Origin of the sequence: uncultured Ferrimonas sp., assembly GCF_947489035.1 — a bacterium.
Lineage (GTDB): Bacteria > Pseudomonadota > Gammaproteobacteria > Enterobacterales > Shewanellaceae > Ferrimonas.
The window spans coordinates 203,341-222,170 of the sequence record NZ_CANLCI010000002.1 but is presented as its reverse complement, the minus strand read 5'-3'; the positions used below and the strand labels follow the sequence as shown (position 1 = coordinate 222,170).

Annotated in this window: 15 protein-coding genes; 8 read left to right on the top strand and 7 right to left on the bottom strand. The window is 54.7% G+C overall.

Going from position 1 to position 18,830, the window contains the following annotated elements:
* Window positions 1-6: 6 nt before the first annotated feature.
* Window positions 7-2,094, bottom strand: a complete 2,088-nt coding sequence (ppk1, locus tag Q0796_RS02280; RefSeq protein WP_298439868.1) for a polyphosphate kinase 1 — start codon at window positions 2,092-2,094, stop codon at window positions 7-9.
* Window positions 2,095-2,353: 259 nt separating this feature from the next.
* Here ppk1 and Q0796_RS02275 point away from each other — a divergent pair, with 259 nt between their 5' ends.
* From Q0796_RS02275 to phoU, 4 genes are read left to right on the top strand one after another with little or no spacing between them, the layout of a single operon-like run.
* Window positions 2,354-4,567 (top strand): ABC transporter permease subunit, encoded by a 2,214-nt coding sequence (locus Q0796_RS02275; RefSeq protein ID WP_298439866.1) that lies wholly within the window; start codon window positions 2,354-2,356, stop codon window positions 4,565-4,567.
* A gap of 10 nt (window positions 4,568-4,577) precedes the next feature.
* Window positions 4,578-6,227, top strand: a complete 1,650-nt coding sequence (gene pstA / locus Q0796_RS02270; RefSeq protein ID WP_298439865.1) for a phosphate ABC transporter permease PstA — start codon at window positions 4,578-4,580, stop codon at window positions 6,225-6,227.
* Between the two features lie 57 nt (window positions 6,228-6,284).
* Window positions 6,285-7,103, top strand: coding sequence for a phosphate ABC transporter ATP-binding protein PstB (gene pstB / locus Q0796_RS02265; RefSeq protein WP_298439863.1), 819 nt, complete (start codon window positions 6,285-6,287; stop codon window positions 7,101-7,103).
* A gap of 8 nt (window positions 7,104-7,111) precedes the next feature.
* Window positions 7,112-7,819, top strand: coding sequence for a phosphate signaling complex protein PhoU (phoU, locus tag Q0796_RS02260; RefSeq protein ID WP_298439861.1), 708 nt, complete (start codon window positions 7,112-7,114; stop codon window positions 7,817-7,819).
* An 87-nt stretch (window positions 7,820-7,906) separates the two neighbouring features.
* Here the strand turns inward: phoU and Q0796_RS02255 are convergent, their stop codons facing one another.
* The 5 genes from Q0796_RS02255 to ppk2 form a co-directional block, all read right to left on the bottom strand.
* Window positions 7,907-9,382, bottom strand: a complete 1,476-nt coding sequence (locus tag Q0796_RS02255; RefSeq protein ID WP_298439859.1) for a HAMP domain-containing sensor histidine kinase — start codon at window positions 9,380-9,382, stop codon at window positions 7,907-7,909.
* Entirely contained in the window at window positions 9,369-10,064 is a 696-nt protein-coding gene (locus Q0796_RS02250) for a response regulator transcription factor (protein ID WP_298439857.1), read from the bottom strand. Before Q0796_RS02250 ends, Q0796_RS02255 begins: the two co-directional genes overlap by 14 nt.
* A gap of 77 nt (window positions 10,065-10,141) precedes the next feature.
* Entirely contained in the window at window positions 10,142-10,849 is a 708-nt protein-coding gene (locus Q0796_RS02245) for a spondin domain-containing protein (RefSeq protein WP_298439855.1), read from the bottom strand.
* Window positions 10,850-10,860: 11 nt separating this feature from the next.
* The gene (locus Q0796_RS02240; protein WP_298439853.1) at window positions 10,861-11,556 is read right to left on the bottom strand and encodes a spondin domain-containing protein; all 696 of its coding nucleotides are present in this window, start codon (window positions 11,554-11,556) and stop codon (window positions 10,861-10,863) included.
* A 101-nt stretch (window positions 11,557-11,657) separates the two neighbouring features.
* The gene (ppk2, locus tag Q0796_RS02235; RefSeq protein ID WP_298439851.1) at window positions 11,658-12,440 is read right to left on the bottom strand and encodes a polyphosphate kinase 2; all 783 of its coding nucleotides are present in this window, start codon (window positions 12,438-12,440) and stop codon (window positions 11,658-11,660) included.
* A 601-nt stretch (window positions 12,441-13,041) separates the two neighbouring features.
* Between ppk2 and aceB the strand changes: the two genes are divergently transcribed.
* Window positions 13,042-14,658 (top strand): malate synthase A, encoded by a 1,617-nt coding sequence (aceB, locus tag Q0796_RS02230; RefSeq protein ID WP_298439849.1) that lies wholly within the window; start codon window positions 13,042-13,044, stop codon window positions 14,656-14,658.
* A gap of 29 nt (window positions 14,659-14,687) precedes the next feature.
* On the top strand, window positions 14,688-16,286 hold the full coding sequence (locus Q0796_RS02225; protein WP_298439848.1) for an isocitrate lyase: 1,599 nt from the start codon (window positions 14,688-14,690) through the stop codon (window positions 16,284-16,286).
* 432 nt (window positions 16,287-16,718) lie between these two features.
* Here the strand turns inward: Q0796_RS02225 and Q0796_RS02220 are convergent, their stop codons facing one another.
* Window positions 16,719-17,297 (bottom strand): ACP phosphodiesterase, encoded by a 579-nt coding sequence (locus tag Q0796_RS02220; protein WP_298439846.1) that lies wholly within the window; start codon window positions 17,295-17,297, stop codon window positions 16,719-16,721.
* 100 nt (window positions 17,298-17,397) lie between these two features.
* On the opposite strand from Q0796_RS02220, the gene Q0796_RS02215 reads away from it, so the two are divergent.
* On the top strand, window positions 17,398-17,568 hold the full coding sequence (locus Q0796_RS02215) for a hypothetical protein (protein WP_298439844.1): 171 nt from the start codon (window positions 17,398-17,400) through the stop codon (window positions 17,566-17,568).
* A gap of 77 nt (window positions 17,569-17,645) precedes the next feature.
* The gene (gene queA, locus Q0796_RS02210) at window positions 17,646-18,695 is read left to right on the top strand and encodes a tRNA preQ1(34) S-adenosylmethionine ribosyltransferase-isomerase QueA (protein WP_298439842.1); all 1,050 of its coding nucleotides are present in this window, start codon (window positions 17,646-17,648) and stop codon (window positions 18,693-18,695) included.
* Window positions 18,696-18,830 lie beyond the last annotated feature (135 nt).

Genomic DNA, 18,830 nt, shown 5'->3' with positions numbered 1-18,830 from the left:
TGCACTCTATTCCTTGCTGGCGGGCGGGTAGCGCGACTCTTGCTCTAGCAGGTAGTGGTAGGTGGCCACTTGGCTGCGAAGCTTCTTGCGCTTGCCCCGTTTAACGTAGGGATTGCTTTGGTTGCGATCGATACGGCGTGCTTTTTGGGTGTCGTTCCACTGGATAGTAAGCATATCAATGATCTGCTGTTTTAGCCGGGGGGAATAGATGGGGCAGCCCACCTCAACCCGATTGTCGAGGTTACGGCTCATCCAGTCGCCGCTGCTGATGAACACCTTGGGATCGTCGTCGTTGGCAAACACCATGATCCGTGGGTGCTCTAAAAAGCGGTCGATCACCGAAATGGCTTCGATGTTGTCAGAGCTGCCGGGCTGCTCTGTAAGCAGCGCGCACATGCCACGGATGATCAATTTAACCCCAACCCCGTTGCGAGAGGCATCGTAGAGCCGCTTGATCAGGCCAGAATCCACCAAGTTATTGATTTTGAGCGTGATGCCGGCGTTCTTACCCGCTAACTTGTTTTGGATCTCGCGGTCGATGAGGCGATACAGCTTACGGCGTGCATCAATGGGCGACACCAGCAGATGCTGCAACTTGGCGCGGCGATAGGGGTGTTCAATAAAGTTAAAGACGGTGGCCACGTCGGCGGTGATCTGCGGATCCTTAGTGAACAGCGCCAAATCGGTGTAGATCTTGGCGGTTTTTTCATTGAAGTTGCCGGTGCCGATGTGGGCGTAATGCACCATTTCGCCCTGTTCAATGCGGCTGATCAGCGCCAGTTTCGAATGCACCTTTAACGACGGCACGCCAAAGCTGACTCGCACGCCAGCATCGGTGAGGATCTTGGCCCATTCGATGTTGGCCTCTTCATCAAAACGGGCGGCAAGCTCAACCACCACCGTGACCTCTTTGCCATTTTTGACCGCTTCAATCAGGGCACTGAGCACCTGCGAGCGTTTGGCGGCGCGGTAGATGTTGAGCTTAATCGCCCGCACTTGCGGATCGTAGGCGGCTTGGCGCAGCCATTCCACCAAGTGGGCAAAGCGGTGATAGGGGTAGTGCAGCAGGATGTCGTCGGCGCTGATCGCCTCGAAGGCGGTGGCGTAGTGGGTAAACTGTGCGGACGAAATGGGCGGCAGCTTGTCGTGTTCAAGGTATTTGCGACCGGGGTTGGGAAATTCGATGAAATCACGAAAGTTATGATAACGGCCACCGGGGGTAACGCTGTCGTAGTTGCTGGCACCGAGCTGTTGTACCAACATATCCAGCATCGCTTGCGGCATTTCTCGGTCGTACACCAGCCGCACCGGCTCGGCGGTCAGGCGCTGCTTTAAGCCCGACGACATCTTTTCGATCAGGGTAAGATCAATCTCGTTGGACAGATCGTATTCGGCATCGCGGGTTAGCTTCATCGAGAAGCACTGGATCTGATCAAAGGGGATGATCCCCGCAAACAGATCGTTTACGCAGTGACGAATGATGTTATCCAGCAGAATTAACGTGGTGCGCGGTTTGCTGGCCGAAGGCGAGGGCAGATGCACAAAGCGCGGCAGTTTGTCGGATGGCACCGGAATAAAGGCGTATTGCAGCTGCTGTTGATGGCGGATCTCTGCCACCAAATAGGTCAGGCCGTCCTCAAGGTTGTGTTCGATGTTGGCGTTGGCGTCGTTGCCCAGCAAAATGGGGATGATATGGCGGCGGATCTTGTCGCGAAAATGCTGATTCAACCAGCTTTTGTGTTCGTCACTGAGCTGGGTTTCGTTAACCAAGAAGATATTACGGCGGGCCAAGTCAACAATCAGCCGTTGGTAGATCTCATCAAACTGCGCTTGCAACGCCAGCACGCGCTGGTTGATGTCGGCCAACAGAGTGCGCGCCGCTTCGCCGCCACCGCGGGACTCTTCAATCAGAATACGGCGTCGTAATCCGGCCACCCGCACTCGAAAGAACTCATCTTGATTGTTAGAGAAGATCCCCAAAAATCGCACCCGCTCAATTAACGGGGTGTGTTCGTCGGCGGCCTCTTGCAATACCCGAGCATTAAAGCTGAGCCAACTGAGCTCTTTTTCCATCGTTTGATTGGAAGACAACACCGGCAGAACCTCATCAAAATTGGGGGGAGTAGACCGCGCTAAATACTGTGGCAGCAGTGTGGCAAGCAGATGACAACCCATTGATATCTGAGTTTAGTTTGTTGCCTGTCGGCCGGTAAAATGATTATCGTATTGGCGCCTAAATACGGTAACACTATTGGCTTTATACTGGGATCAATTCAGCCAAGCGTGGTTGTAATCCAACTGTCACATAAACGACATATATTGGCAGCCCTTCAAGTTAGGTATATAGGCTCAGATGGAATCGAAAGCAGCAGATCTTCTGCTCAGCAGTCGGCGGCGTTTGCTCAAAGACAAATTAGCGCGCCTGGGGATCATCGGTGGTGGTTCGCTGGTGCTGATCGCGTTGCTGCTGATCTTTTTCTATCTGTTGTATGTGGTGGCGCCAACCTTTTTGAGTGCCAGCATCAGCCCACGTTTTAGTAGTGCCAAGCTGTCGCCGGGGCAAACGGCCTTGCTGGGCATTGAGGAATCGCGCCAGTACGGTTATCGGCTTACCACCGATGGCACCGCCGAGTTCTACCATGTTTCCGGTGCCCACCAATCACGGCAGTTGTCTTTGCAAAACGGGGTCGAGATCAGCGCCATTGCCAGCGCCCATGCGGCCGCTGAAACCGTTGCCTATGGCCTCTCTAATGGTCAGGTGATCATTGCCAAACCGAGCTTTGAGATCAGTTATCCCAACGACATTCGCAGCAGCACCCCCATTTTAACCTACCCCTTGGGGCCGCAGCAGTTGCAGCTGGACAAGCAGGGGCGACGGATCGCCAATTTGGCCTTTGCCGCCAGTGATGAACAGCTGTCGTTGCTGTGGCAAGGCGGGGATCAGGCGTGGCACCTAACCCGCTTTCACGCCAGCGTGGATTTCATTAGCGATAAGCACCAGTGGCAGCGCAGTGATGTCGAGCTGCCTCAGCTGCCCGTGCAAGTGGACAAACTGCTGCTTACCCCAGATCAGCAACAGCTGTTTGTACTGGCCGATAACCAAGTGCAGATCTGGCGATTGACTGATGCGAACGGGCTAACGCAGCCGCAGCGGCTGGAGCACGGTGGTGGTCTTATTAGCGACATCGCCTTGCTGGCCGGTGCCAGTTCGCTGTTAGTGGCAACCGAAGCCGGAACCGTCTCGCAGTGGTTTGAAACCCGAGGTGACGATGGGCGCCAATACCGGCGGATCCGCCAGTTCGATAACGGCCAAGCGGCGCGCACGCTGGCCAGCGAGTATTTTCGACGCACCTTTGCGGTGGGCGATGACAACGGCGGCATCACCTTGTGGCACGCCACTTCAGGGCAAGAGTTGTTATCTCAGTCGTTGGAGCAGCCCGTGCAAGCGATGGCATTTGCCCCCGCTGGCAATGGTCTTATCGTGGAGTTAGGCGATCGTATTAGTATGATGACGCTGCGTAACGAACACCCCGAGGTGTCGTGGCGCGCCCTGTGGCAACCGCTGTGGTACGAAGGCTACCCCGAGCCAGACTACCTGTGGCAGTCGACGTCGGGCTCGGACGATTTTGAAGCCAAGTTAAGCGTTATGCCGTTGGTGTTTGGCACCATGAAAGCGGCGCTGTACGCGATGCTGTTTGCGGTGCCTATCGCCATCAGTGGCGCCATCTACACCGCCTACTTCATGACCGCCAAAGTGCGGGCGTTAGTGAAACCCACCATTGAGATCATGGAAGCATTGCCAACGGTGATTTTGGGCTTCTTGGCGGGGCTGTGGTTAGCGCCCATTGTTGAGGCCAACTTGCCCGGGGTCTTGCTGCTGTTGCTGATGCTGCCGCTGACAATCCTGCTGGTGGCTTGGGGTTGGCAAAAGTTACCGGCTTCAATCCAAGAGCGGCCGCTGCTGCAATACCGAGAACTGCTGTTACTGCCGTTGCTGATCTTGGTGTGCTGGGGCTGTTTTGCCTTTAGCCCGTTGGCCGAGCAGTGGTTTATGGGCGGCGATGGCCGCGCCTTTGTGACTAATACGCTGAACATTCCTTTTGATCAGCGCAACGCCTTGGTGGTGGGGTTGGCCATGGGCTTTGCGGTGATCCCCACCATTTTTTCGATTGCCGAAGACGCGATCTTCTCGGTGCCACGGCATCTGGTTAACGGCTCGTTGGCGCTGGGGGCAACCCAGTGGCAAACCTTAACGCGAGTGGTGTTACTGACCGCCAGCCCGGGGATCTTCTCGGCGGTGATGATGGGCTTTGGCCGCGCTGTTGGCGAAACCATGATAGTGCTGATGGCCACCGGCAATACCGCCTTGATGAAATGGAACCCGTTTGAAGGCATGCGTACCTTAGCCGCCAACATTGCGATCGAAATGCCCGAGTCGGCCATCGGCAGCAGCCACTATCGGGTGTTGTTTCTTACCGCCTTGGTGCTGTTTGTGTTCACCTTTATTTTTAATACTGTGGCCGAATTGGTGCGTCAGCACCTGCGCCAGAAGTACTCATCACTGTAGGGGCGGGTAGATGAAACGGTGGATCAAATCCGGCAGCCCTTGGATCTGGCTAACCAGCGGCGCAGTCAGCCTGTCGTTGCTGTCGGTATTAGGCTTGTTGTGCCTGATCGCTTGGCGCGGCTTAATCTATTTTTGGCCAGCGCCGGTGTACCAATGGCAGCTGCAAGATCCCCAAGGCCAGCCCTACACCGTTATTGGTGAACGCTACGAGCGAGAGCAGGTCAGCGCCGAGGTGCTGGCGGATGCGGGGCTGACATTTGCCCAGCAAGGGCAAGGGGTCGAGCGGATGCTGGTGAAAACCGGCAACCGTGAATATGTGCCGCTGGATTTTCGCTGGGTATGGTTACCCCATGTGCTGAGCGAAACCACCCCCGGATCCGTGGCGGTGATTGAACGGCGCAACAATGGCAACTTTTATGGCGACATTGTGCAGCTGCAATACAACGGCAACCACTACCAAGGTGATGCGATTTTGCCGTGGTTGGAAACGGCGGTGGACGAGGCCCAAACGCTCAATGCTCAGGCCAGCGCACTGCAACGGGACGACATCGGCCGCATCAATTTTCAATTAGAGAAGCTGCGCTTACAGCAACGAAAACAGGTGCTGGATGGCACTGATAGCGCTGCGGCGTTGGCGCAGATAGAGCAACAACAACAGGCACTGCAGCGGCAATACCAACAGCAAGAACAGCAGCTGTTGCAATACCGCCAGTTGGCAACGCGGGATCAACTGCTGGTGCAAGACATGCGTGGCGAGCAAGTGGTTATTCCCTTGGCGCAAGTGGTGCAGGTGCACTTTCCTAACCGCATGAGTTGGTACCAAAAGCTGAACCATTGGCTGCACGGGGTGTGGCGTTTTGTCAGCGAAGAACCGCGGGAAGCCAACACCGAAGGGGGCGTTTACCCCGCCATCTTCGGCACGGTGTTTATGGTGTTGTTGATGGCGGTGATTGTGACCCCATTTGGGGTGCTGGCGGCGGTGTATCTGCACGAATACGCGGGCAAGGGGTTGCTTACCCGAGTGATCCGCATTGCGGTGATCAACCTCGCGGGGGTGCCTTCGATAGTGTATGGGGTGTTTGGTCTTGGTTTCTTTGTGTATGTGGTTGGCGGCAGCTTGGATCAGCTGTTTTATGCGGAAGCCCTACCAAGCCCCACGTTCGGCACGCCGGGGGTGCTGTGGTCGGCGTTAACGCTGGCCATACTGACCCTGCCGGTGGTGATTGTCTCCACCGAGGAGGGCTTAGCGCGGATCCCCCATTCGGTTCGCCACGGCAGCTTAGCGTTGGGCGCCACCAAGGCGGAAACCCTGTGGCGGCTGGTGTTGCCGATGGCCAGCCCGGCCATCATGACCGGACTGATATTGGCCGTGGCGCGCGCCGCCGGCGAAGTGGCGCCATTGATGCTGGTGGGGGTGGTGAAACTGGCGCCTCAGCTGCCGATGGACGGCAATTTCCCCTTTGTGCACCTAGAGCGCAAGTTTATGCATCTGGGCTTTCATATCTACGATGTGGGCTTTCAAAGCCCCAATGTGGAAGCAACACGCCCGCTGGTGTACGCCACCGCGTTTTTGTTGGTGTCGGTGATTGTTGCGCTGAATTTAACCGCCATTGGCGTACGTAACCACTTGCGTGAACGCTACCGTCATTTAGATCACTAATGTTCATTACTTATTTTGACCACCCATTTTTGACCATCAGTCGACAGGGCCACAGCTATGTTATCGATAGACACAGATTTGCTTAGCGCCAACAGCTTGGACTTGGCGGATCTGTCAGAGCAGCAAACCGCGTTTCGGATCCAAGAGCTGAGTTTGCGTTACGGCGATAAAACCGCGCTCAACGGCATCAGCATGAAGATCCCGCGTAATCAAATTACCGCCTTTATTGGCCCCAGTGGTTGCGGTAAATCCACCTTGTTGCGCTGCTTAAACCGGATGAATGATCTGATCGACGATTGCCACATCGATGGCAAAATCGAACTGGATAATAAAGACATCTACCACCGTCGGGTGGACGTGGCGGCGCTGCGTCGTAATGTGGGCATGGTGTTTCAGCGCCCCAACCCGTTCCCCAAATCGATTTATGAAAACGTGGTTTATGGCCTGCGTTTGCAAGGGGTGAACGATCGCCGCCGCTTAGATGAAGCGGTAGAGAAAGGCTTAAAGGCGGCAGCGTTGTGGGACGAAGTGAAGGATCGCTTAAGCGACAGCGCCTTTGGCTTATCTGGCGGTCAGCAGCAGCGTTTGGTGATAGCCCGAGCACTGGCGATTGAACCCAAGGTGTTGCTGCTGGATGAACCCACCTCGGCACTGGATCCGCTTTCTACCCTCATTATTGAAGAGTTGATCACCGGCCTAAAACGCGATTACACCGTAGTGATCGTGACCCACAACATGCAGCAAGCGGCGCGGGTCTCGGACAACACCGCCTACATGTACATGGGCGAGCTGATTGAGTACACCGACACCAACACCTTATTTACCACCCCCGCGATGAAAAGCACCGAAGATTACATCACCGGACGCATGGGCTAGGAGCAGCAATGGATCACATGAATATTGGCAAGCACATCTCGGGTCAGTTTAACGCTGAGCTTGAGGAGATCCGCAACAACGTGATGGCGATGGGCGGCTTAGTTGAACAGCAGCTCACCGATGCGCTGGATGCGCTGCAACGGGGCGATGGGGTTGAAGCAGGCAAGATCATCGAGCGCGATCGCAAGGTCAATAGCATGGAAGTGAACATCGATGAGGAGTGCACCCGCATTATTGCCAAGCGGCAACCGGCGGCGTCGGATCTGCGCTTGGTGTTGGCCATTTCCAAAGCGGTTACCGAGCTCGAACGCATTGGCGACAGCGCCGAGCGCATCGCCCGTTTGGCGCAGCAGCAAGATACCAGCCGTTTTCGCAATATGTTGTCGTCGTTAGACAGCATGGGGCGCCACGCTCAGCGCATGTTGCACGACGTATTGGATGCCTTTGCGCGCATGGACGTGGAAGCGGCGATGCACATTCACGAAGAGGATGTGAAGCTGGACGAAGCCTACGAAGGCGTTGTGCGCCAGCTGATGACCTTTATGATGGAAGATCCACGCTCAATCCCCCATGTGCTGGAAGTGCTCTGGGCGGTGCGGGCGCTGGAACGCGTGGGCGATCGCTGCAAGAACATCTGCGAATACATCATCTATTACGTCAAGGGCAAAGACGTACGCCACCTTGAGCGTTCGCAGGTGCAGGACATCATTCGATAGTTCCGCTGCGCCATGCGGTCGGCCGCCAGCAATCATCAAAATCGAGGCAGTTGCCTCGTTTTTGATGGCTGATAGAGCGCTGGCAATCTAAGCGCGTTCTAAGTCAAAACGAAATTCGGTGCCTTGCTGCACTTGGCTGCTGACCGCGATGGTGGATTGATGCAGCGCCAATAGCTTACGAGTGATGGCCAAGCCTAAACCGCTGTGGGCGCTGTCGCCGCGCACCGAATTAGCGGCTTTGTAATGGGGATCAAACACATGGGGCAGATCGGCGGCGGGAATGCCGATGCCGCTGTCGCTGACGGTGATGCTGATGGTGTTGTTCTGCTGTGGGCATAAGCGCACGCTGATGGTGTCGCCAGCGTGGCAGTGGCGCAGGGCATTATCCACCAAGTTGGTGAACACCCGTTCGAGCTTTTCGATGTCGGCGGCCACCCGCAAGCTGGGATCCTTGGGCTGCACATCTAACAGCACCTGTTTGTCTTGCGCGGCGGGCTGATATTTTTGCAGCACATCTTGGATGAGCTCAGCCACCACCACGGTTTCGATGTTCATCGGCACCTGAGCGCTTTCTAAACGCGCTAACTCCATCAACTGATCAATCAGCTTATGAATTTTTTCGGCGTTGCTGTGGGCAATTTCGATGTATTGCGGATCGGCGTTATCGCCTTGCTGTTGTTGCAGCAGCCAAGTTTCTAAATAGCCCTGCAGTGCGGCCAATGGCGTACGCAGATCGTGGCTCACGTGGGAGAGCAGTTCGCGGCGCATCTCATCAACGCTTTTTACCTGTTGGTACTGGCGTTGCAGCCGCTCTGACAACGCATTAAACGCGTGATTGATCTGCTGCATTTCGCCACTGCTGCCGTGGTTTAGCCGTAATGATGGCCCGTCAAAGCCCTGTTGTTGCAGCTGGTGCAAGCCTTGCCCTAATTGACGCAATGGTCGGGTTAGCCACGCAAATAAGCCCAGCAGGGCCAGCAGCAAAAAAGCGATGGCCACCAAGAGCAGCAAAGCGGCTTGAGAGTAACGGCTTTGCGCCGAGACGGTGGCGGCAACGCTGTCGTAGGCTTCGCCGTTGATGATGATGTAGAGGTAGCCCATCAGCTGGTTGTTGATGTTGATCGGCGCGGCCGAGAAAATTTTATTGCGGTCGAAGTTGCGCGGATCGGGGCCGCGCAGGGGCAGAGTTAACTCCGCAGCAAAAAACGGCTCGATGGCCGCCAGCGGCAGGCGTTGGCGCACCACTTTGCCCGCTGGGGCTGAAAAGTTCAGGATCTCGCCTTGGGGCGAAAGCAGATAAAACTCAAAGCCTTTGCCCAAGATCATCATATTGTGAAAGGCGTGTTCAACCGCCGTAGGATCCGGCTGACCATCCACAAACAGTGGCCCTTCGTGCACGATGTGCTCGGCTAAGTTGCGGTGCAATCGTTGGGTTATTTCCGCTTGGTAGTTTTGCTCTAGTTGCTGGTTAAACCACAGCAGCAATCCGGCCATCACCACAAAGGCGCACAACAGCGCCAGCGCAAGGCGGCCAAACAGAGAGTGAACGCTAAAGCTGATCATTAAATTTATACCCCACGCCCCAAACCGTCAGTACATAGGCGTTGTGGCGGTCGCCTTGCTCTAACTTGGCTCGTAAGCGGTTGATGTGAGAATTAACCGTGTGTTGATAGCCGCTGTGGTGGTAGCCCCAAATGCCGCTCAGCAGTTCATCACGGCTGAAGACCCGCCCCGGTTGCTGGGCTAAAAAATAGAGCAGATCAAACTCGGTGGAGGTGAGCTCGATGGCCGTTTGTTCAATGCTGACGTGGCGACGTTGTTGGCACAGTTGCAGCGCCCCCAATTGCAGCACCTCCTCTTGAGGCGCAGCGGCTTGAGTCAATTGCGCCCGTCGCAGCTGCGCTTTTACCCGCGCTTGCAATTCCCGCACGCTGAATGGCTTGGTGAGGTAATCGTCGGCGCCGGATTCGAGCCCCACCACCCGATCGGTTTCACTGCTGCGGGCGGTAAGCATTAAAATGGGGGTGTTGCAGCCTTGCTGGCGTAATTGCTGGCAGATGGTCAGCCCATCCATTTCCGGTAACATCAGATCCAGCACAATCAGATCAAAGTGTTCGGTTCGAGCCCGTTGGTAGCCAATTCGACCGTTATGACAGCACTCAACCTGGTGGTTGAGCGCTTTCAGGTTGAGTGCAATTAAGTCGTTAATGTCTTGCTGATCTTCGATAAGCAGTAGCGTTGCCATAGATCCTCGCACGGGGTAGTGACCGGCAACCGACTGCGTTGCGGTGCATTGCCTTGGGGTGCTGGATCAGACCGGCGCTACTCGGTTCTTGTTACAGACCAACGAGCAACGGGGCTGTCAAAGCGGTGTTGATGGCTGAGCGCCGAATCGGTTTTGCCGTCATCCACGCCCACAATGCCGCCGTGGCGCGCAACGTAATCGCCCACGTCATCTCGGCTGGGATCAAAGCCGGCACCGCCACCGGCCGGGCCAGGAATGGTGGCCGCCAGTTCGCTATTGGCTTCGGTGCCGGCATCGTACACGGGGGCAAAGCCGCTGATTGATTCGCCAATGGCCAAGTTCAGGTGCAACGCACCGGCACCGGCAAAGGCGTCATTACTGTTGACCAACATGGTTGCCATGCTCAAGTACAGCGGATTTTCATTGGCCACGGTGAAGCTGATGGTTTGCGCTGCGCCGGGCATGATGATGCCGTCGCCGCTGGCACTGATCATCGCCCCAGCCGCCTCAGCATCGCTGAGCCAAAGGCTGCCGTCGCCGGATTCAGCCAGCGTTTCGATGCCAACGCTGGCCGGAGCACCAAAGGTCCAAGCGCTGACACTGCCATCGTGTAAGTACGCCGCCAATGGCGACATCGGCTGGGCATAGGTTAGGTTGGTCAGCGTCAGTTGGTAGCTGGCGGATGGCGCTGGCGGCGTTGGTGTATCGGTAACGTTGTTGTTATCGCTGTCGCTACACGCAGCCAGCAGCAACGTGGTTAGCACAATAAATGGTGTGCGTTTCATGGGGCCTCCGATCATTCGCTAACGGTTACGGTGAGCTTGGCAACAGGATTGAGCCAACGGTGGACGCTGCTGTTGATGTCGCTAACGCCGCCGTTAGCATCGCTGTCCCCGAGGCTGCCACGGTGAATGTGCACCACTGGGGTGGCTTCGGTGGTGGTAACCCCAGTGCCGCCGCTGCCGCCTAAGCCGCCGGGGATCGCAGGCATGCCCAGCATGCCCGGTGCGCCAGCGCCATCAAGCAGCAGTTCGTTGTTGGCTTCGGTACCGGCGTCATAGGCGTTTAAGTACAGGGTGTAGGTGCCCGGTTCGGTTGGGATCGGCCAGCTGTTTAAGCCGACAAAGCCGTCGTTACTTGGCAGGATCATCGCCGTTACTGACAGCACGTAATCGCCGTCAAGACTGAGGCTGGCGTCGGTGCTGGTGGCGGGCATCAATAGCCCTTGCGCGGGATTCACGGCGCTGACTGCGCTGATGCTATCGGCAAGGGTGACAAGGCCATCCAAGCTGCCGCCTTCGGCCATGGCTGCTAGCTCTGGGCTGGCGGCGCTGCCAACGTTAAACAGCTGATATTGGGCGTCGTGGGCGCTGATCAGCAGCGGGGTGAAATACAGCCCTTGGCTCAGATTGGTGAGTTGCACATCGACCGTGGCAGCGTGAGCAAAGGGGGCCGCCAGTGCGGTGGCCAGTAAAACAGGCTTGAGGTTCATCCGAGAGTCTCCGAGCTGGGTTATTGAAGTCAGGCTCAGTCTAGGGAAGCTTTATCAAGCGCTTTTCACGAACTTATCACTTTTTCATCACGGTGATTTTTTCACTCGTTATCATCACCATAGTGATCTTCTACCCAGTTTTGTTGGTCAAGTGGTGCCCGTATGTAGCCGCGGCTGTCGAGCGCGGGCAGCTCGATTGGTGCGGTGGCGATCGGTTGGTATTCAATTTGGCTTAGCAGGTGGCGAATGCAATTAAGGCGCGCCTTCTTCTTATCGTCGCTGTCGATCACATACCAAGGGCTATGGCGGGTATCGGTATGGGCAAACATCCGATCCTTGGCTTCGGAGTACAGCTGCCACCGGCTGCGAGATTGCAGATCCATTGGGCTGAATTTCCAGCGCTTTAATGGATCATTCAGTCGCTCTAAGAAGCGCCGTTCTTGTTCTTCATCGGAAACAGAAAACCAATATTTCAGCAAAATGATGCCAGAGCGGAGCAGCATCCGTTCAAACTCGGGGCAGGAGCGCAAAAACTCTTCGTACTCCTCGTCGCTGCAAAAGTTCATCACCTGTTCAACCCCAGCGCGGTTGTACCAGCTGCGATCAAACAGCACGATCTCACCGTTGGCCGGCAGGTGGCTGACGTAGCGTTGAAAATACCACTGGGTTTGCTCGCGATCCGATGGTGCGGGTAGGGCAGCAATGCGACATACCCTGGGGTTCAGTTTTTCACTGATGCGTTTAATGGCGCCCCCTTTACCGGCGGCATCACGCCCTTCAAACAGCACTACCAGCTTTAATCCATGATGCTGCACCCATTGCTGCAAGGTAACTAGCTCGATCTGCAGTCGCTTTAACTCTTTTAGGTATATTTTCTTGTCCACTACACTGCTCCTTGGTGCGTATTAACAATAAATCGCGTTGTTTTTCTTGCCCTAAAATGTAGCAAAAGCGGGTTTTGTCTGTTTTTTTTGCACAGTTTTGGAAACGTGAAAATCGCAAACGTTACGTTTACGTTAACGTAACAATTAAACGGTGCGCCACGATTTCAGTCCAACAGAACGGTGTTAAACCTTGAATAGCAGCTGATTTTTAAAGTTTCCCTGTACGGAAACGTGAACAAGCCTTTGAATTTTTGGTGGGTTATTGAGGCAGGAATGCTCGCTGGTTGGTTTTGTAAATAATTCCTTATGTAATTTAATTTCGTAAATAAACAACCGTACGGTACCTCTTGGTTAGACCTTAGTATTAATTCAATGAAACGTATGTTTTAAGTAATTGCTCAACATCGGCCTGTTGTTTTTATTTGTTTTAAAACAGTCGCTTAGGTGGGCATGTAAACGTACGTTTAATTAATTGTTGATTTTAATTGTTCGTTATTGCAGTTTTAAAGCTACAGTCTACTTAGGCATTTAGGCGCTGATGCATTCGGCGTCATTGGAAGTTTTTAAGTTACAACTGAAAGTCCAGCAGGGAGGGTATTGAATGAGTATCCAAAGTGGTCACAGCGCCATCGAGATCATCGGTCCAGAACAACCAGAGTCCGCCGCCATTTTAAGTGCACAGGCACTGCAGCTGGTTGAAGAATTAGCGCAACGCTTTAATGGTCGCCGCGATGAATTGCTGCAACTGCGTTTGGAGCGTCAGGCTCAAATTGATGCAGGCAAACTGCCGGACTTTCTAGCAGAAACCGCTGCCATCCGTCGCAGCGATTGGCAAATTTTGGGGATCCCTGCGGATCTGCAAGACCGACGGGTCGAAATAACCGGTCCGGTTGAGCGCAAAATGGTGATAAATGCCCTGAATGCCGACGTGAAAATCTTCATGGCCGACTTTGAAGATTCCTTGGCTCCGGCGTGGGATAAAGTGATTCAAGGGCAAGCCAACCTGCGTGATGCCATCAATCGCCACATTGACTTTACTCACCCAGACAGCGGTAAGCGCTATGAGCTGCGACCGGATCCTGCGGTATTGATCGCTCGAGTGCGCGGCTTGCACCTGGATGAAGTGCACCTTAATTATCAAGGCCAGCCGATCGCCGGTGCCTTGGTGGATTTTGCTCTCTACTTCTACCACAACCACCAGCAGTTGCTGGCCAATGGCAGTGGCCCTTACTTCTACATTCCAAAACTGCAAAGCCACCTAGAGGCACGTTGGTGGGCAGAAGTGTTTGCTTACACCGAAGAGCGTTTTGGCTTGCAGCCGGGCACCATCAAAGCCACTTGCTTGATTGAAACCCTGCCGGCCGTGTTCGAGATGGACGAGATCCTGTACGAGCTGCGCAACAACATTGTGGGGTTGAACTGCGGCCGTTGGGATTACATCTTTAGCTACATTAAAACCCTGCGTAATCACCCCGATCGGGTGCTGCCGGATCGCCAAGCGGTCACCATGGATAAGCCGTTCTTAAACGCCTATTCACGCTTGTTGATTAAAACCTGTCACCGCCGTGGAGCTTTGGCGATGGGGGGCATGGCGGCCTTTATTCCGGCCAAGGATCCCGCCAAACAACAAGCGGTACTGGCCAAGGTGCATGCAGACAAAGAGCTGGAAGCGAAAAACGGCCACGATGGTACTTGGATTGCCCACCCAGGATTAGCGGATACCGCGATGGCGGTGATGGATCAATACCTTGGTGAGAGCCCCAACCAGATGAGCGTTAGCCGTGATCAGGATGCACCAATCACTGCCGCAGAGTTGCTGCAACCCTGTGCTGGCGAAGCCACCGAGCAAGGCATGCGTGCCAATATCCGCATTGCGGTGCAGTACGTGGAAGCGTGGATCTCTGGCAACGGTTGCGTGCCGATTTATGGCTTGATGGAAGACGCTGCCACCGCTGAGATTTCCCGCTCCTCAATTTGGCAGTGGATCAAACATGGCACCCATTTGGATAACGGCCAGTTGGTTACGGTGGCACTGTTTGAACAGATGTTGCAACAAGAGCTGCAAGTGGTGCGCGAAGAACTGGGCGCCGAGCGTTACGACCATGGCCGCTTTGACGAAGCCTCTGAGCTGTTTAGAACCCTGACCAGTGCCGATCAGTTAACCGATTTCCTGACCCTACCAGGCTATCAAGTTTTGACCCGACAAACGGTTGCTTAAAGCGCCAATCCAGAACAAGGAGTTAGTACATGTCTACCTATAAGTCCGATATCGATTCAGCCGCCAATTTGATTGGGTCGAAAGGCAGCGCTTGGAATGCAATTGATCCTGAGTACGCCGCGCGCATGAAAGCGCAAAACAAATTTAAAACCGGTTTGGACATTGCCAAATATACCGCCAGCATCATGCGGGCGGACATGGATCGCTACGACCAAGATCCAAGCCAATACACCCAATCTTTGGGGTGCTGGCACGGCTTTATCGGTCAGCAGAAGATGATCTCGATTAAAAAGCATTTTAACAGCACCGACCGTCGCTACCTGTACTTGTCGGGTTGGATGGTGGCTGCGTTGCGCAGTGAGTTTGGGCCGCTGCCGGATCAATCAATGCACGAGAAAACCTCTGTCGCCAGTTTGATTGAAGAGCTGTACACCTTCTTGCGCCAAGCCGATGCCCGTGAGCTTGGTGGTTTGTTCCGCCAGTTTGATGCCGCCAAAGACGCAGGCGATAACGCCAAGCAAGCCAAGCTGCAAGCGGCCATTGATGGTCATCAGACGCACATCGTGCCGATCATTGCTGACATCGACGCCGGCTTTGGTAATGCCGAAGCCACCTACTTGCTGGCGAAAAAGATGATTGAAGCCGGTGCCTGCTGTATTCAGATTGAAAACCAAGTGTCTGATGAAAAGCAGTGTGGCCACCAAGATGGCAAAGTAACCGTGCCGCACGAAGATTTCTTAGCCAAAATTCGCGCGGTTCGCTACGCCTTCCTCGAGCTGGGTGTGGATGATGGCGTGATTGTGGCGCGCACCGACTCTTTAGGGGCGGGCTTAACCAAGCAGATTGCCATCACCAACGAACCCGGCGATCTGGGCGATCAGTACAACAGCTTCTTGGATGGCGAGTACATCGACAGTGCCGCCGACATCAATAATGGCGATGTGGTGATCAAAGCCAATGGCAAGCTGCTGAAACCAGCGCGTCTGCCATCGAACTTGTTCCAGTTCCGTAAAGGCACCGGCATCGATCGCGTGGTACTGGATTGCGTGACTTCGCTGCAACATGGTGCCGATCTGCTGTGGATTGAGACCGAAAAGCCGCACGTTGGCCAGATCGCTGAGATGGTGAACAAGATCCGTGAAACCGTGCCGAACGCCAAGCTGGTGTACAACAACAGCCCATCGTTTAACTGGACCCTAAACTTCCGTCAGCAGGTGTTTGATGCTTGGTCTGAAGCGGGTAAAGATGTTGCCGCCTACGATCGCACCCAGCTGATGAGCGTAGAGTACGACGATTCTGCACTGGCGCAGGAAGCCGACGACAAGATCCGCACCTTCCAAGCTGATGCGGCACGTGAAGCGGGGATCTTCCACCACTTGATCACCTTGCCGACCTACCACACTGCGGCCTTGTCGACCGACAACCTAGCTAAGGAATACTTTGGGGATCAGGGCATGCTGGGTTACGTCAAGAATGTACAGCGCCAAGAGATCCGTCAGTCCATCGCCTGTGTGAAGCACCAGAACATGGCGGGCTCTGATATGGGCGACGATCACAAAGAGTACTTCTCTGGCGAGGCAGCCCTGAAAGCCTCTGGTAAAGACAACACCATGAACCAATTTGGTTAAACCAGTACGCTGCTGGCGGATGCGCTGGCAGCGCTTTTAACCCGCTCCACCTTTCCTTTTCCCGTCGTGTCTTGTTCGTGACATGCCTTTGGGTCTACCACTATGGGTAGACCCTTTTTTTTGGCTGTGTATTAGTTAACTGTTGGCGTTGCTGCGCGGTAGCTATTGTCGCCAGCGGCGAGCTTCGATGGCACTGCTTTCAAATGGTTATGTCGCAGTGGCGACGGCACACTAGCTCGTAGCAAAGAGGGGGGGGTCGTCACTTCGGAGGCGCTCGGGATTGCAAAGGGACCAGTCCCTTGCCCGCCGCCGGGCGGTCCCGGCAATGACCTTTATGCCGCAGCGGGTCATGCACAATAAGTTCAACAGCTAATTGGTACACAGCCTTTTTTTTGGCTTTATGGATCCGTAATTGCAATCGAACTGCGCCGTTCAGCGTTGGTGCAGCCATTGATGACAGTGTTGCAGCAGCTCTGGCATCAATTGGGTAAAGCCGGTTGCGATGGGCGCTTCCAGCCGCCAGATCTCATCTTGGGCGGCAAGCAGCCGCTGCGGTTTTGACAACCTTTGGGCGATGCCAGTGATAGAGCGGTTAATGCCGTGGCGGTACTGGTAGTGACTAAGCCAGTCTCCGGCGGCGATTTTGGGCGCCAGCGTGGCTAAATCCGGCGGTAACAGCGGCGCACTGAGCAGCTGTTGATAACAATGTTGGCTGAAATGGTGCAGCGATAAGGGGTGCCACTGTTCAAAATGCTGGGCAAGTTGATGATCGAACGCCATGTCTAACAATATTCCCGCCATGCGGCGATGCTGCGGAGCAAATTGCGCCTTCAGTGCCAGCGTCAGCTCATGACCATCAACAAAACTGTCTACTTGTCGGTGCAGTGCCATGCCGGTTTGCAGGGGTTCCGGCCACGGCTGCAAACTGCCGCGAACAAAGTCGGCCGCGATGGCGCCAGCCACATCGGTATCGGTTTGATCGGCAATATAAAAGTGGCTTAAAAAATTCAAATAAGTTTGCCCACATCTGGTTCATTGATTATGCTTTCTGGCGTATAGGTTATGGATAACCGATTGATTTGAAATTAGATTCACCAGGGAGGGCAGTTGAATGCCATTTAAGTGGTTATCAAAACAGTTAGGCTTAGAGAACGATAAACGCCAGCCGGTGTCTTTAGACGTTACCATTGAAAGCCATAATGTGCCGCCGCAATTCAGCGAGACATTGGCCCAATACGAGCAACAGCAGCGTTCGAAGCAAGATAAGGTTCGCAAAGGCTAAGCGCAAAGCTTGCAACTGTGCCTGTCTGATTTACAATATCGCCCCCGCTTTGACAGGCTCTTAGAGTATTCATCACCATGCTGGTTGCCGATTTCCAATTTGATCTTCCTGACGAACTGATCGCTCGTTACCCCACTGAAGAACGTCGCGCCTCGCGTTTGTTGCACCTTGATGGTGACAGCGGCGCCTTAAACGACGGTCAATTCCCGGATCTGTTGGAGCTGGTGCGTCCCGGTGATCTGATGGTGTTTAACAACACCCGAGTGATCCCGGCCCGTGTCTTCGGCCAAAAGGCGTCTGGCGGCAAGTTTGAGATGCTGGTGGAACGGGTGTTGGATTCGAAGCGCGTGATGGCCCACGTGCGTTGCTCTAAATCACCGAAGCCCGGCAATCAGTTGCATTTTGAACAAGACGTGACCGCCACCATGGTGGAACGCCACGATGCGCTGTTTGAAATTGAATTCAATGGCGATGAAACGGTGCTGTCGATTTTGGATCGCATTGGCCACATGCCATTACCACCGTACATCGACCGTCCGGATGAGGGTGCGGATCGCGAACGCTACCAAACCGTGTACAACCAGCGTCCCGGTGCCGTGGCGGCGCCAACCGCGGGGCTGCATTTTGACGATGCCATGTTGGCCACCTTAAAAGAGAAAGGGGTTAACACCGCTTACGTTACCTTGCACGTTGGTGCCGGTACCTTCCAACCGGTGCGAGTGGACAAGATTGAAGATCACCACATGCATTCGGAATACGCCGAAGTAGACCAAGCGGTGGTGGATGCCATCTTGCGTACCAAGGCCAATGGTGGTCGTGTGATTGCGGTGGGCACAACCTCGGTACGTTCATTGGAATCCGCGGCGCAAGAAGCCCGCCGCCACGGTGAATTGCTGGCGCCGTTTGCCTCTGAAACCTCGATTTTCTTGTACCCAGGCAAACAGTTCCACATTGTGGATGCGATGGTGACTAACTTCCACTTGCCGGAATCCACCTTGATCATGTTGGTGTCGGCCTTTGCCGGCCAAGACCAGACCATGAACGCCTATAAGCACGCCATTGCCAATGGTTACCGCTTTTATAGCTACGGTGACGCCATGTTTGTCACCCGCCGTGACGGCGAGTAACTCCCAATCCTATTAAATCGACAGCTCTGTGCTGTCGATTTAAATCCGCTGCAGTGACTTGAAGTTACTGCAGCTCATCCCCATCTAGCTTTAATCCAAGGCGGTTATCGCTAGACTTTGCCATCACCAGACTGT

Excerpts from the sequence above, each read along its gene's own strand:
- Q0796_RS02275 (WP_298439866.1), top strand. The coding sequence starts at position 2,354 with ATGGAATCGAAAGCAGCAGATCTTCTGCTCAGCAGTCGGCGGCGTTTG.
- pstA (WP_298439865.1), top strand. The coding sequence starts at position 4,578 with ATGAAACGGTGGATCAAATCCGGCAGCCCTTGGATCTGGCTAACCAGC.
- pstB (WP_298439863.1), top strand. The coding sequence starts at position 6,285 with ATGTTATCGATAGACACAGATTTGCTTAGCGCCAACAGCTTGGACTTG.
- phoU (WP_298439861.1), top strand. The coding sequence starts at position 7,112 with ATGGATCACATGAATATTGGCAAGCACATCTCGGGTCAGTTTAACGCT.
- Q0796_RS02255 (WP_298439859.1), bottom strand. The coding sequence starts at position 9,382 with ATGATCAGCTTTAGCGTTCACTCTCTGTTTGGCCGCCTTGCGCTGGCG.
- Q0796_RS02250 (WP_298439857.1), bottom strand. The coding sequence starts at position 10,064 with ATGGCAACGCTACTGCTTATCGAAGATCAGCAAGACATTAACGACTTA.
- Q0796_RS02245 (WP_298439855.1), bottom strand. The coding sequence starts at position 10,849 with ATGAAACGCACACCATTTATTGTGCTAACCACGTTGCTGCTGGCTGCG.
- Q0796_RS02240 (WP_298439853.1), bottom strand. The coding sequence starts at position 11,556 with ATGAACCTCAAGCCTGTTTTACTGGCCACCGCACTGGCGGCCCCCTTT.
- aceB (WP_298439849.1), top strand. The coding sequence starts at position 13,042 with ATGAGTATCCAAAGTGGTCACAGCGCCATCGAGATCATCGGTCCAGAA.
- Q0796_RS02225 (WP_298439848.1), top strand. The coding sequence starts at position 14,688 with ATGTCTACCTATAAGTCCGATATCGATTCAGCCGCCAATTTGATTGGG.
- Q0796_RS02215 (WP_298439844.1), top strand. The coding sequence starts at position 17,398 with ATGCCATTTAAGTGGTTATCAAAACAGTTAGGCTTAGAGAACGATAAA.
- queA (WP_298439842.1), top strand. The coding sequence starts at position 17,646 with ATGCTGGTTGCCGATTTCCAATTTGATCTTCCTGACGAACTGATCGCT.